General features: G+C 42.5%; 12 protein-coding genes. 6 read left to right on the forward strand and 6 right to left on the reverse strand.

The features are described 5' to 3' along the window. The first annotated feature begins 33 nt into the window (after positions 1–33). Positions 34–1,182, forward strand: coding sequence for a universal stress protein (locus NSTC745_RS35095; protein WP_445635147.1), 1,149 nt, complete (start codon positions 34–36; stop codon positions 1,180–1,182). Positions 1,183–1,236: 54 nt separating this feature from the next. Here the strand turns inward: NSTC745_RS35095 and NSTC745_RS35100 are convergent, their stop codons facing one another. Continuing rightward, a complete protein-coding gene (locus tag NSTC745_RS35100) occupies positions 1,237–2,385 on the reverse strand; it encodes a DegT/DnrJ/EryC1/StrS family aminotransferase (RefSeq protein ID WP_445635148.1) in 1,149 nt (382 codons plus the stop codon). Positions 2,386–2,819: 434 nt separating this feature from the next. Between NSTC745_RS35100 and NSTC745_RS35105 the strand changes: the two genes are divergently transcribed. Beyond that, positions 2,820–3,596 (forward strand): ABC transporter permease, encoded by a 777-nt coding sequence (locus NSTC745_RS35105; RefSeq protein ID WP_445635149.1) that lies wholly within the window; start codon positions 2,820–2,822, stop codon positions 3,594–3,596. 97 nt (positions 3,597–3,693) lie between these two features. Here NSTC745_RS35105 and NSTC745_RS35110 read toward each other — a convergent pair whose 3' ends face one another. Continuing rightward, on the reverse strand, positions 3,694–3,981 hold the full coding sequence (locus NSTC745_RS35110) for a type II toxin-antitoxin system PemK/MazF family toxin (protein ID WP_445638761.1): 288 nt from the start codon (positions 3,979–3,981) through the stop codon (positions 3,694–3,696). 245 nt (positions 3,982–4,226) lie between these two features. After that, positions 4,227–6,044 (reverse strand): hypothetical protein, encoded by a 1,818-nt coding sequence (locus NSTC745_RS35115; protein WP_445635150.1) that lies wholly within the window; start codon positions 6,042–6,044, stop codon positions 4,227–4,229. Positions 6,045–6,662: 618 nt separating this feature from the next. Here NSTC745_RS35115 and NSTC745_RS35120 point away from each other — a divergent pair. The 4 genes from NSTC745_RS35120 (at position 6,663) to NSTC745_RS35135 (ending at position 9,699) form a co-directional block, all read left to right on the forward strand. Beyond that, positions 6,663–7,886 (forward strand): ATP-grasp domain-containing protein, encoded by a 1,224-nt coding sequence (locus tag NSTC745_RS35120; RefSeq protein WP_445635151.1) that lies wholly within the window; start codon positions 6,663–6,665, stop codon positions 7,884–7,886. A gap of 100 nt (positions 7,887–7,986) precedes the next feature. Beyond that, positions 7,987–8,868, forward strand: coding sequence for a succinate--CoA ligase subunit alpha (locus NSTC745_RS35125; protein ID WP_445635152.1), 882 nt, complete (start codon positions 7,987–7,989; stop codon positions 8,866–8,868). A gap of 204 nt (positions 8,869–9,072) precedes the next feature. Beyond that, positions 9,073–9,447: a hypothetical protein gene (locus tag NSTC745_RS35130; protein ID WP_445635153.1), complete on the forward strand. Its 375-nt coding sequence runs from the start codon at positions 9,073–9,075 to the stop codon at positions 9,445–9,447. A gap of 27 nt (positions 9,448–9,474) precedes the next feature. Beyond that, positions 9,475–9,699 carry a hypothetical protein gene (locus NSTC745_RS35135; RefSeq protein WP_445635154.1) on the forward strand — a complete coding sequence of 75 codons (225 nt, stop codon included), beginning with the start codon at positions 9,475–9,477 and terminating at the stop codon, positions 9,697–9,699. A 45-nt stretch (positions 9,700–9,744) separates the two neighbouring features. Here NSTC745_RS35135 and ada read toward each other — a convergent pair whose 3' ends face one another. The 3 genes from ada to NSTC745_RS35150 form a co-directional block, all read right to left on the reverse strand. Continuing rightward, positions 9,745–10,845, reverse strand: coding sequence for a bifunctional DNA-binding transcriptional regulator/O6-methylguanine-DNA methyltransferase Ada (ada, locus tag NSTC745_RS35140; RefSeq protein WP_445635155.1), 1,101 nt, complete (start codon positions 10,843–10,845; stop codon positions 9,745–9,747). Positions 10,846–10,961: 116 nt separating this feature from the next. Continuing rightward, complete coding sequence (locus NSTC745_RS35145; RefSeq protein ID WP_445635156.1) at positions 10,962–12,806, reverse strand: tetratricopeptide repeat protein; 1,845 nt, start codon at positions 12,804–12,806, stop codon at positions 10,962–10,964. 136 nt (positions 12,807–12,942) lie between these two features. After that, on the reverse strand, positions 12,943–14,232 hold the full coding sequence (locus tag NSTC745_RS35150) for an adenylate/guanylate cyclase domain-containing protein (protein ID WP_445635157.1): 1,290 nt from the start codon (positions 14,230–14,232) through the stop codon (positions 12,943–12,945). Positions 14,233–14,267 lie beyond the last annotated feature (35 nt).

Raw genomic sequence — 14,267 nt, forward strand, 5'->3', positions numbered from 1 at the left:
CATCCCCCCATCCCCCCATCCCCTAAAACTCACATGCCAGATAACACTGAGTCTCCTGGAAAGGTGCCTTTAAATTCTGCAAGTTACTCGCTTTATCCGCCACGGCGCGGTAAGCATAAAATCTTTATTGGTATGGCTCCTGGGGTAGGTAAAACCTACAGGATGTTGGAAGAGGGACACGCACTCAAACAAGAAGGAATTGATGTCGTTGTGGGACTTTTGGAAACCCACGGACGTAAGGAAACAGCAGAAAAGGCACAAGGGCTGGAGATTGTGCCGCGCAAGCAATATCCTCGCGGTGGGTTGACTCTAACGGATATGGATACAGATGCTATTTTAAAGCGATCGCCCCAATTAGTTTTAATCGATGAACTTGCCCATACCAATGTCCCTGGTTCCCCACGAGAAAAGCGCTACGAAGATGTAGAAGTAGTCTTGGCGGCAGGTATCGATGTCTACTCAACGATGAATGTCCAACATCTAGAAAGTCTCAATGACTTAGTAGCCAGAATTACCGGAGTGGTGGTGCGCGAACGCGTTCCCGACAGGATTCTAGATGAAGCAGATGAAGTATTAGTAGTGGATGTTACGCCGGAAACGCTACAAGAAAGATTATTAGAAGGCAAGATTTACGCACCGCAAAAAATCCAACAGTCCCTCGATAACTTTTTCCAACGTCGTAACCTAATTGCTTTACGCGAGTTGGCTTTGCGAGAAGTCGCAGACAACGTAGAAGAAAACGCGATCGCCATTACCCCAAACGGACAATTTTGTAACATTCACGAACGAGTTTTGGTATGTATATCTACTTACCCTAACTCTGTGCAACTGTTACGGCGTGGTGCAAGAATCGCTAACTACATGAATGCACCGCTGTATACTTTGTTTGTTGCCGATCCAGAACGTTTCCTTACTAAAGAGGAAAGTTTACACATTGATACTTGTGAAAAAATGTGTAAAGAATTTGAAGGGACTTTTATTCGAGTAACTAGTAATAACGTAGCTAATGCGATCGCCGAAACCGCAGAAAAATATCGAATCACCCAAATTGTAATTGGAGAAAGTCAGCGATCGCGCTGGCAAATACTCCTGAAAGGTTCTTTAACGCAAAAATTGGTGCGCTTGCTCAAAAACATTGATTTACACATCATTGCTAGCGAAAAAATGGTTTCGCCTAAATAGCCTTTTTAGGATGTTAAGTGTTGACTGTTAACTGTTAACAGTCAACACTTTAGCTTAATTCAATAAATCTTTTAGCGCATAAATCACCTGGTCTTGCTGTTGTTGTGTCAGTTCTGGAAACATAGGCAAAGATATGACTTCATGGCAGGCTTGCTCTGCTACTGGGAAATCTCCAATTTGATAGCCGAGATTTTGATAAACTGGCTGCAAGTGTAAAGGATAGGGGTAATAAACCATTGAACTAACGCCTTGGTCTTGCAATTGAGTACGCACCCAATCTCGATATTTGGCGCTGGCACCGTTTCGTCCTTGGCCTGAGATGCGAATTGTGTATTGGTTCCATACGCCAATACCCCCTGGTAATTCTTGAGGCGGGACGATGGCGGGAATTTGACTCAGAAATTGATAGTAATAATTGGCAATTTCTCGCCGCCTTTCATTCCAAATATCCAAATAACGCAGCTTAATTTGCAAAATAGCCGCTTGTAGAGCATCCAAGCGGCTATTTACACCTATTTCCTCGTGCAGATATCGAATTTTACTTCCATGATCTCGTAGGACTCGCAGTTTTGCGGCGATCGCTGGATCGTTAGTCGTTATCGCTCCGCCATCACCGCAACCACCAAGATTCTTGGTAGGATAAAAACTAAAGCAACCAATATGTCCAATGCTTCCGACTTTTTGCTCGCCCCACATTGCGCCTGTAGATTGAGCGCAATCTTCAATTACTGACAAGTTGTGAGAAAGAGCGATCGCCATCAATGATGTCATATCCACTGGTTGCCCAAATAGGTGAACCGGGATAATCGCTTTGGTTTTTGGTGTAATCGCCGCTGCTATTTGCTCTACATCTAAGTTAAACGTAGTCGCATCAATATCAACAAAAACAGGTTTTGCACCCACGGCGCTAATCACTTCAGCAGTAGCGATAAAAGTGAAAGGTGTTGCGATCACCTCATCGCCTGCACCAATTCCCAAGGCTCGTAGAGCTAAATAGAGCGCATCAGTACCAGAATTACAAGCTACACATTGGCTAACACCATGATAGGCGGCAAACTGTTGCTCGAAGCCTTCGACTAAGGGCCCACCTATATAACGACCAGAAGCCAGAACTTCTAAGACGGCTGCACTTACTTCTGCTTCGATGCCGGTGTATTGTTGCTTGATGTCAAAAGCAGGGACGGGATTTACGCTTTGGATCATGAGTTTTTATTTTATCGGAAGATACAAAGGATGCGCTTCGAGAGTCAGTTTTTGCTGATTGAATTGTTAATCAAAAAGCTGTTAAAAGACTATCGCCCAAATTAGGCATCTATTAGGGTTTTCGCTTAAATTGTGGTGTAGTCAACTACTGCACTTTGAATTTACAGATAGTAGTGTTAAGCTGTTGAGCTTTTAAATTGCACAGTTACTCATGCTTTTGACTGCTTACAGTTAACTGTCAACAGTCAACGCGAAAAGATGTGCTGCGTTAAATGCCCTCGGCAGCTGACTAAGTGTTTGCCATGTTAAAGTTGTACCATTTTGAATTTTGAATTGATGAAAGTGATATATATCAACCAAGAGCCAACACATCGAATCAAAGTTCCACGTGTGGGTGCTGCTTTGAAAAGAAAATACCAGGAGAAAGAAAACCCATGCAGGAGCCGATTGAACTGGATTTCGTGGATTTAGGCATTGCCTTAGGATTAATAGCGATCGCCATTGGTGTATCTACGTGGGAAAAATTAGGGCTTGAGTTAAACTTAGCCCTTGCTACTGGAAGAACCATCTTACAACTACTTGTATTGGGATACATTTTAGATTTCATCTTTGCTTTGGACAATGGTTGGGCAGTTTTGGCAATATTAGCAATTATGCTGACGATTACGGCGATTGTCGCACGAAATCGCATCAGCCAAAAGATACCTTATGTATTGCCTTTAGTATGGGGTGCAATTTTCATCAGTACTGCTCTGACAGTGCTTTACAGTAACTTCTTAATTCTTCAACCAAACAGATGGTATGAACCACAGTACGTAATTCCCTTAGCAGGAATAGTCATAGGTAATGCTATGAACGCAGCAGCGATCGCTGGCGAACGACTTGTCAGCACCATTAATTCCAGCCATTTAGAAATAGAAACCCACTTGAGCTTAGGCGCAACTCCAGAGCAAGCAGTCACACAGTACCGCAAAAACGCCATCAGAGCAGCACTGATCCCAACTCTCAATCAAATGGTACTTATAGGTATGGTGGCAATACCAGGAATTACCACCGGACAGTTACTAGCTGGTGTCAAACCCTTGGATGCTGTATCCTACGAAATTTTAATTACCTTCATGGTTGCTTTTGCTAACTTAATGACAACAGTATTATTAACTAGAGGATTGTGTCGTCAGTTTTTTAATTCCGCAGCGCAATTAATCGGGTGAAGCAGTAAGCGATAGGAGGAAACAGGCAATAAGCAAAGAAAGTCTCTTAGCCTCCAGGCTTTACGAGCGCGCTGTGTCCTCAAATATGCTTCAACTGCTATACATCCAAAAGTATTTCATCATCTTGCCCTGGTAAATCGAGGGCAATTAATAGCGATCTGTTGAGTTGGGCGATCGCTTCTTGAGAAAGTATTCCCCGTAAACGTAATAAGCGTGATTTTGAAAGTACGCGAATCCGATCTGTGATAGCGCTCGAATCAGAGGTCAACCCACCGTCAGGCGGCTGGATCGGTACTTGTGTGGGATAGATACGCTTGTTAGATCGATAGGTTGTACAGGGAACTGCTAGTTTCGTCCACAGAGAAAACCTCGCTTCATCCTGCATCTGCGACTTAAGATTTACTTTGTAAGAGTTATTGCAAATATTCATATACCAATAGACAAGACTGTTAGGACATCAACAAATGATAAAACTTAGATAAAAAAACTTTTCACCCAGTCGCCAGTCCCCAGTCCCTTGCTTAATTATTGCTTCTGCAACAGATTTGTCCATTGAGAATGTGCAACAAATACAACAGCAGATTCGGAAATATCTGTAGATTTACTCTAAATTTTTAACTCCTAACTTTTTTACCCTCCCAGTGTCCGCGTATAAATCACCTGATCTTGAGAATCATAAAGATAAAGGGATAAGTTGGCATTGTCACTAATTACAGCCAAAGCTTCCTGTAAGATTTGCAAGTGATTGGTAAGCTCGACAGCAGTATTTGAATTCTCAGAATCAGGATTCGCCGAAGTATTTTGCCTTAATTGGTCATACTCACGGGTTAAGCGGACAATAATTCCTGCATTGTCCATACTAAAGGTGCAAATCCGAATTCCATTAACACAGGTTTTTTCTAAGTCAATGCGGGTTTGTTGCAAATCGCTGACAACTTGTAGTTTTTCTTGTGCTTGTTTGAGGGCTGTTGAGTAGGGTTCGATTAAGGACTGAGCCTGAGTGTAATACAAGCTATCTTGGGAAACTTTTTTAGCAGTTTCCAAAGCCTGCTCCCAGTATGTCGCAGCTGCTTGCCATTGATTTTGTTGTTGATAGACTTTGGCTTGGTTGGCGGTGCTAACAGCTTGTTGGTAAGTTCTGGCAGCTAATTGTTCTTTAGTAGCGCGATCGCGTGCTGTTACTAACTTAGGTTTATACTCTAACAACAAGTTTTGGGCTTCTTCATATGCAGGACTAGTCTGGGGAATTACCCTCAAAGCATTAATCACTACCTGCCAGTTAGACTGGACTTTTTGCCAATCCTTCAAGGATTTAGCAGTAGCTTGGCGGCTTTCGGCTGTATTAGCTACATCTTTTGCTGCTGCTAGTTTTTTGAGCCATTTTTCTTCAGTTTGTATCTGCTGATTGACAGCGTGCAAACTAATGCGATAACTGAATAATTTTGCTTGTATCAGTGGATAAAGTTCGCTATTGGGAGTTATGGCCTCTAGTGGTGCGATCGCCTGTCGCCATAAATGTTGTCTAGCTTGTATTTCTTCTAAACTACGTGCGGGAGCTTTAATTTTTTCTGCCGCCAAAGATGCAGTCTGCAAAGCCTTAATTACCTGGCTGATTTTTTCTGACCGCCCAGACAAACTGGCTTTGAGTTCTTCTGACATCTGGTAACGGGGCGACCAACTAGGAATTACACTCAAGGCTGTGCTAGCCGTCGTCAGTCGCTGCTGCACTGCGATTAATTCTTTTTCCGACTTGGCCCGACGTATCAATTTGGGAGATTCTATTTTTAATTGCTCGGCAACTTGTATTTCTTTACACTCAGACATCACACAAGGGCGAGTCAGTAAATAACCACCAACGCCTAAAACCACAATTCCCACCAAGGCTACACCAATGAAAATGGGTTTGACTTGCCGTGTTGGCTTAGAAACCGGCATCGGCGCATCTGCAAATGGGTCAAATACTTCCTCATCTTCAGTTTCATCCAATGATGGAAGATAAGTCAGAGCCGATGAGGACGTGGGGAAAGAACTCTCCATATCCCCGTGCCTTTGTGTCTCCGTGTCCGTGCGTCCGTGCGTCCCCACCTCCTCTTCCCTGATTCCCCCAGATGCCCAGATCCCCAGATCGCCGTCATTCGATTCCGTCCTGTGCTTGAGAGCGAGAAAACGTTTGGCATAAGGAAGTTGTTCGCCAAAAACTCTCAGGAAACATTGGACTCGCTGCTCTCTGTAGGGTGCTAAAGACTGAAGTGCGTCTTCAATGACTGCAAAGATGACCTGAGCATCAACTGTTACACCTGATGGGTGTTGGCTTAAAATCATTAGCTCGTCTTTATTGACGGCACACTTAACTTGAAAGACTCCAGCCAATGGGACTTCTACAAGCAATTGTTCCTGCAAAGTTTTGGCTAAAAGCTGTAAATCTTCTTGCTGTACTGCTACTTTCATAGAGCTTTCGTACTGAAATTTTATATTGTTTTGATTATCTTCAAGGAGATCAAATGAACTGTTTGGGTTTTTTGAATAAAGACGCACAGTTTAACCAACCACAGGCTGAAAATCTAATCGAACAACTTTCTAACACAAATTCCAACTTTTAACCAAAATTTCAAATACTAGTAATTGTTCGTATGGCTACATTTTCAAGTTGGTAGATACCAAGTTAGATAATCTATCCCCAGGTATATATTTTCGATAAAAAATGGGAATAATAATATTTTTGTGTATTTTCACTGCATGATTTTGTGGCAATTAAATTCACAACAGCTTCTCTCTGACAAGATTATAGTTGCAGAGTAATTGTGACAAAATTATCCGCAGGTTAAGGAAATGTTGCGATGTTAGAGGTTTTTGACAGGATGCTAGTTATCTTCTATGCTGGGAAGTCTACTGAGGAGATTAATGAAGTCTTGTGGCTAGAATAATTAATTTGCCTCATTTGCTGAATTCGATAAAATTGATACGTGAAAATAAGTTTTTATAGCTGCCAATATGTAATAAAGCTGCTGCTAAATATTTAGACAGCAATAATCAAAAGCTTGGAAAGTGTCAAGACAAGGTGTATCAATGGATTTATTAGAGTACCAAGTTAAAGAATGGTTTGGGAAGATCGGCATTCCTGTATTGCCTTCGCAACGAATTGACCATCCTACAGATTTGAAACGTTTAAAAATTGGCTTTCCAATTGTACTGAAATCTCAAGTACATGGGGCAGAACGGGCAAAAGCAGGTGGAGTTAGGTTTGCCGAAACAACAATCGATGCGATCGCTGCTGCCCAAAATATCTTTACTTTACCGATATGGGGCGAGTTGCCGGAGGTTGTGCTGGCAGAATCCCAATACGACGCCAACCAAGAATTTTATCTGGCAGTGGTTTTAGACACCGCTGTTTGCCGACCCGTACTTTTAGGTTGCAAAGAAGCAAACATCGATTGGGAATCCGCTGGCGAAAAAATGCACTATGTCGTCGTCGAACAAGAATTCTCGCCATTTTATGCCAGACGACTGGCTTTGAAAATGGGTTTGCAAGGAACGCTAATGCAATCGGTAAGCAGCGTTCTCCAGAAGATGTACCAGTTATTTGTGCAAAAAGACCTGGATTTAGTCGAAATTAATCCCTTAGCTGTCAATCCTGATGGCGAAGTTATGGCTCTTAATGGTAAAGTCAGGGTCAATGAACGATCCATCAAGCGTCATCCAGATCTTGTGGAAATGGCAGCAAAAATCATCAGCCGTCATCCCAGTACTGAAATTAACGGTATTTTGGGCGACTGGGATGGCGTGCAAATGCACGGAAAAATCGGTATTTTAGGTAATGGTACTGGTTCAGTAATGGCAACTTTGGATTTAGTTGCTAATGCTGGCGGTAACCCAGGTGTTTGTTTGAATCTACGCCATGCTTTTCTTACAGATACTACGCCAACTACATTTAGCGATCGCCTAGAAACAGGTTTGAAAATTTTGGCTGCTGATACAAGCATCGAAGTTATACTAATTAACTTCCTGGGTAGCATTCCTCAGCCTGAGGAACTAGCTGGAATTATCGCCAAATTTGTACAGCAAGACAAAAACGAACTCAAATTAAATATAGTACGCTCTAACGGTAGTAAAATTGGGCGAGATAATCTTCCCACCTTAGTTGTCCGCCTTGCTGGTTCTGAGTTGAATGCGGCTAAAAGTTATTTAGCAACACTGAAAACTCACAGCAGCGCTCTTGTTGTGGTAGAAAATTTAGATGAAGCAGTGGAAGTTGCAGTTCGTCTTGCCAAACCAACTACTAAGAAGAAATAGTCATTTGAATTTTGAATACTTCGACTGCGCTCAGTACAAGTTTTGAATTTTGAATTCCCCGAAGGGGTTAACTGGCTTGCCAAGCTTACGGTAATTTATTATGAACTTAACGCCAGAAAGTAAAGTCTTAATTCAAGGCTTTTGTGAATTTATATCAGGCACTCATGTTGCTCAAATGAAAGCCTATGGGACGAATTTGATAGCTGGTGTCAATCCTGGATGCGGCGGACAGGAACTGCACGAACTACCAGTATTTGACTTAGTGGAAGAGGTAGTAGAAAAATTTGGCGCAATTGACACGACAATTATCTGTGTAAGTCCTTATGATGTTTTGGATGCGGCATTGGAAGCGATCGCATCTCAGATTCGCCAAATTATTATTATTACGGCTGGAGTGCCACCTTTGGATATGGTGCAATTACTCCGCAAAGCCGAAGCCTGCGAAACTTTGGTTGTCGGGCCAAATAGTCCGGGGATCGTTGTGCCAGGAAAAATTCTCTTAGGAACTCAACCAAGCGAATTTTATACACCGGGGCCAGTGGGAATTGTCAGTCGTAGTAGTACCCTTACCTACGAAGTCGCCTACGAATTAACAAAAGCTGGTTTGGGACAGTCCATTAGTGTCAGCATTGGTAGTGATGCGATCGTTGGTTCATCGTTTTTGCAATGGTTACAAATTCTCGACGAAGATGAAACTACAGAAGCGATCGTTTTGGTCGGTCAACCCGGTGGTGGTAGCGAAGAAGCAGCAGCGCGGTACATTGCTGAAGCCATTGATAAACCAGTAATTGCCTACATTGCGGGAAGACAAGCACCACCAGGAAAAAGTTGGCGTCAAACCGGGACTTTAGCAACAGTTATCGGACGCGACCCCAATTTTGGTACAGCCCAAAGTAAATTAGCTGCTTTCAAAGAAGTAGATGTTCCTGTAGCTGAACGCCCTTCTCAAATTCCAGAATTGGTGAAAAAAGGGATTAAGTAATTAGACCAGATGTGAATTAGATTTCCTACCATGAGGCGAAAATGCGTGCAATACTACTTGCTTTGTGCATTTTGAACTCAGAATTTTTTTTGGGGAAAAGGTTCAAGGGGAAGGGTTAAAAGTTTTTTCTTTCCCTTTTCCCTTTCCCCTTTTCCCCTTAACCAACAACTATTGAGTCGGCGTGTATATTTCAGGAATATATTTATGGTTCAGGTTATTCAGACCAAAGATGTCAGTTTCAATCAACTGATTGAGCAATTTAATTTGCAACGTGCTGATGATGAAAACTTCTTTCGTGAGTGGCAGGATAATTTGCCAGAACTCAATGAGTTAGAAAAAGAAAATCTCGAAGAAATCAAAGCCGAGTATCAGCATCTATCTCGATATCCCATTTTAGAACCTGTAGTCAAAATGGTGATACTTTCTCCACTATTGCGTCTGGCTGGTTTTTATCAACCACCTTTTTACATTGCTTCTGAGGAAGAAGTGGAAATTTCTTCTGAAGATGAAGGCACAATTATCCGAGGACGCATTGATATATTGGTGTTTAATCCACTATTCTGGGTGCTTGTGATTTAGGCCAGGCGATCGCAGTATTCTTTAGAGGTGGGAATTCCCCAAGCATTAGCTTATATGTTTGCTAATCCTAAAACTGATAAACCAGTATTTGGTTTTGTCACTAACGATCGAGAATTTCAATTTATTAAATTGAGCAAACAAAGTATACCTAAATATGCATTATCCTACACACTATCACTGAATCGTGGAGATGATTTACATACTGTCGTGAAAGTGTTAAAACAACTAGCTTATTTAATTCGTAATTCGTAATGCGAGCATCCTAATGGATGCCTAAGTCTTCAACCAAATCTGATATTACTGTCCTGGCTGCTGCGTTGCTATCCGTGTCTCCCGTTCGAGAAGAGTGCGTTTGCGTTCGACGCCCCAGCGATAGCCCGACAATGTGCCATCATGACGCACAACACGATGGCAAGGAATCACCACTGCTAAGGGGTTTGCACCGCAGGCTTGGGCAACTGCGCGAACCGATTTCGGCAAACCGATGTACTTGGCAATGTCAGTATAACTAGCTGTCGAACCGAGGGGAATCTTCTGTAACGCTTGCCACACGCGCTGCTGGAAGGCAGTGCCGCGGATATCAACAGGCAAGTCCAGCCCCAATGCTGGCGCTTCGACAAAGCCCACTACTTTCGAGACGAACTGCTCGAACTCGGCGTCCCCGCCGATGAAATTGGCCTGTGGAAATCGGTCTTGCAAGTCGCGTATTAGTGCGTCTGGTTCGTCACCCAGAAAAATGGCGCAAATCCCGCGATCGCTTTTGGCAACGAGGATCGATCCCAAAGAACATTCTCCGACAGCGAAGTGTATGTCTGTATCAGCGCCACCAGCGCGATAGTTTGAAGGTGTCATACCCAATACCCGATCTGATGTTTCGTAGAACCGTCCGTTGGAGTTGTATCCGGCGTTGTAAATTGCCTCCGTTACCGTACCGCTTTTGTTGAGGGTATTTCGCAAGCGGTTCTGGCGATGAGCCGCAGCGTATTCTTTCGGTGTCAATCCAGTAATCATTTTGAAGACACGGTGGAAATGATACGTACTCAATCCCACATGCTTTGATAGTTGTTCCAGACTCGGCACTTGCACAGATTTCTCAATGAGTCGGCAAGCGATCGCAATTTTCGCGATATGCTGTTCGTTCGCCGAAGCCCGATTGGGCTTGCACCGCTTACACGGGCGAAATCCAGCTTTCTCGGCATCTTCCCAGGTCGCATGGAAGCGCACATTTTCCGGTCGCGCCAGACGCGCGGCACACGATGGACGGCAGTATACGCCGGTAGTCTTAACCGAGTAGTAGAATTTGCCATCCGCCTCAGGATTGCGGGCGACAACAGCTGCCCAACGGGCATCGTTTTCCGTTGTGGCTGCCAGCTGTGCATTTTTGGCTGAGATGTTCATATGCGTTCGTTTTAACGATTCGCGTTGAGAATACTAATTTAACAGCGGTTATTATTCCCAGCACTCCGCTTCTTGCTTTCAAATTCGTGTGGGTTTGAAAAGACTATATACTTTCATTACATATCTTGCTGATATTCTTCTAATAGTTGCGGGATGTAATCATAGCCATCTACACCAATAAGTGCAATGATTTTAGGACGATGTTGCTGTAAGAGTTTTTGGAAAGCTTCTGCCCCTATTTGTCCTTGTAAAATTGCTAGTAAACCTGCTGGTTGACGCCATTCACGAGAAGCAATTTGGTTCAAAAGATACATTCCTAAACTGCCTGTGTAAATGGTTTTTTCAGTATTTTGTAAATGATAATAAGCTTCAGCTAAATAAGCTAAATTGCGTCCTTGTAGATAAAAATCACCGGAAAATTGCGCTATTTTAAAAGCATCTTCGAGATATTTAATTGCGGTTTGATGTTGTCCAATTACTAAATAAGCAATTCCTAAGCTGCTGACACATAAGGCTTTACTGGGAATATCGCCTAATTTTTCTGACAACTTTAAACCTTGTTCCAAATAGTTAATTGCGGATTCATAGGTTTCTGGTTCTATGTTTTCCAGTTGTTGAGCCTGCATGACTTCGCTGTAGCCTAAATTAACCAATGCGTTTGCTTCTCCTGTACGATCGCCTGCTTGCCGACTCAATATTAATCCTCGTTGGCTGTAGTTAATTGCTTCAGCATAATTTTGCTGTTGTACGTAGGTACGGCTGAGGTGGTTGAGATTGGCAATTTCACAAGGGCGATCGCCTGCATTCCTAGCTATCTCCAACGCCTGCTGATGAAAATTAAGGGAGCGATCGTATTGTCCTAAAGCACGCTGAGAATAACCTAAAAGTGTCAAAATCCGAGCTTTTTCTTGGGTTCCCTCCACAGTTCGCAACGGCTCATCCAAATAGTCCAGAGTATTTCGCAGATAACTGCCAGAAAACGAGGCAAAAATCCCGCCGTAAAGGGGAAAATATGAGCGTTGGGCAAAGGTTCGCAAAATCTGGAGCATAATTTGAGAACAAGCATCGCTATATCCTGCACCAATGCTCTGAAAACCAATTGCTAACTGACTCCAAATGACTGCGAAGGTCAAAAAAGTCGAAATGGACAACTTTGGCCCTGCCTTAACGTCGTAAGCTTGTTGGTCAAACCAGTTAATTAAGCCCCGTTGCAAATATTGTAAAACCAACGCCATTTCCACCCAATCTTTGAGGGTGATACCCCGTTGCTGTTCGGCAAATTCAATTGCAGATTCTTCCATCGCTAGGGTGCGAAACAGTCTTTGGGGTAACTCGCTATTAACTTGCTTAGCCCAACTCGCCCAAGGGCCGCGTTCGCCTGGTACGCCGCCAAATCCCAGAGATTCTCTTTGCTCGTACATCCAACTGAGCAAATTTTCTTGTAGGCGTTGCCAAGAAGCTAAACCACGGGTAATACCTTCAGAAAATTGTTGTAAATCAGTATCTACCTGGGCAAATTGCTGTAATGATTTTGCTAACTGCTGCAATTGTGGCAAATTTAGCGGATACTTCTGATTTGGGTCAGTAACACGGACAAATGCTGCCAGACGCTCATTAGGAGAAGCAGTAGTAATTTGGGTAACTGCAAAAGCGATCGCTTCTGTAGCTTTGTTTTGCTCTTGCCAGCGTTGCCATTGAGTTTGAATGGTTTTAATGGCTCTCAAACTGCGAGTAGCTTTAGCTTTTTTAAGTTCGTCTTTTTCGCTATCAACTTGGCTTTGGAGAACATTCAGGCGATCGCTCAAAACTAGCTCAAACACCTCCCCTGTACCGGAAGTTATGTTTTTAAGCAGCATTTGATACACTTGTTCCACAGAGCTAATTTTGCCCTTGAGGGTGGTTTCGATAATTTCATCGATTAAGGCAAGATAGCGATCGCGCAATGGCAGAGAGTCTGACACTTTGGCTACTAGAGTACGTCAATTCTCATTCTAGTCCTGGGAGTGGGGAGTGGTGAGTGTGGAGAGCCGAAGAGCAAAGAGTCAGAGGGCAGGGGACGCAAAGAAAAACTAACAACAAATGACCAATGACCAATGACTAATGACTAATTAATAAATAAGTCATCATTTCACCTTTACCTTTAACCTTAATTAAACCTCGTTCTTCTAATAGATATTTATCTTTTAGAAGTTGATAACTTGCTTCGCAAACTTGGATACTACCTGGGATACCATGTGATTCCATGCGGCTGGCTGTATTAACTGTATCTCCCCAAAGGTCGTAGGCAAACTTTTTCAGACCAATCACTCCTGCTACTACTGGCCCTGTGCTGATGCCAATGCGAATGCGAAAAGATTGGTTATTTTCTTCATTAAACTGAGCTACAGCATCTTGCATATCTAACGCCATATTAGCTATGGCGATCGCATGATTATTAGACTGATTTGGCAACCCAGCAACGGCCATATATGCATCGCCAATGGTCTTAATTTTTTCCACTCCATGACGCTCTGCCAATTCATCGAATAAACAAAATATTCTATTTAATAAATCAACTAATTCCGCCGGAGATGTACGAGATGAAAGTTCTGTAAAACCAACAATATCAGCAAATAACACCGTCACTTCCATAAAACTATCAGCAATAGTTGTTGGCTGTTGTTTTAATTGTTCGGCAATCATTTCTGGCAAAATATTCAGTAGCAGACGTTCTGATTTTTGCTGGGCTACCTCCATCGCTTTACGGGCGTCAAATTCATTTTTTTGTAAACGTTCGTATAAATAAACAGAAAAAACACAAATTATGCAAGTCCAAAATAAATATATCCCGTGTTCGACATAATAAGCTAAGGGATTTTCTAGAGTAGGTTTGTATAATAAATATAAAACTAAATAGCAGAAAATTGTTCCAATTTGTGATATTAAATGCATCCACCATTGTACAGGCACAAGTGTGGCTTGCGTTAAAAACATTAAATTCCAGAGATTGTTTGTTGGTTCAAGATGATTAAATAGCAACGCTATATCAATTTGAACAACACAAGTTACAGACCAGCATAAGCTCAAAAAAATTAAATCTGGATGGCGTTGTCCTATGGATGTTTTACATAAAATAGAACATATCAAAATAAATATTTCTACTATAAAACCAATCTTAAAAGCGTATATTTTGCCTTCTGATTGTGAATTTACCCAAAGGAAAAAAGCGATTAAAGTCAAACCAGCAATCAGCATAATCTGAGCCTGCAATTGTAGTCGCTTGAGCAGGAAGCGCTGTCGCTGTTGTTTGTAGGATTTGTCAAAGCTATGGCTTATTTGCCAATGGGGCATCCCTTGACTCATAAGCGCATCTAGTTGAGTTTTGTCAGAGTTATTTCGATGAATCATGCTCTTTTTACGTTATTAGTAATCAAAGGAGTGGG

Source organism: Nostoc sp. DSM 114161, from assembly GCF_052692665.1.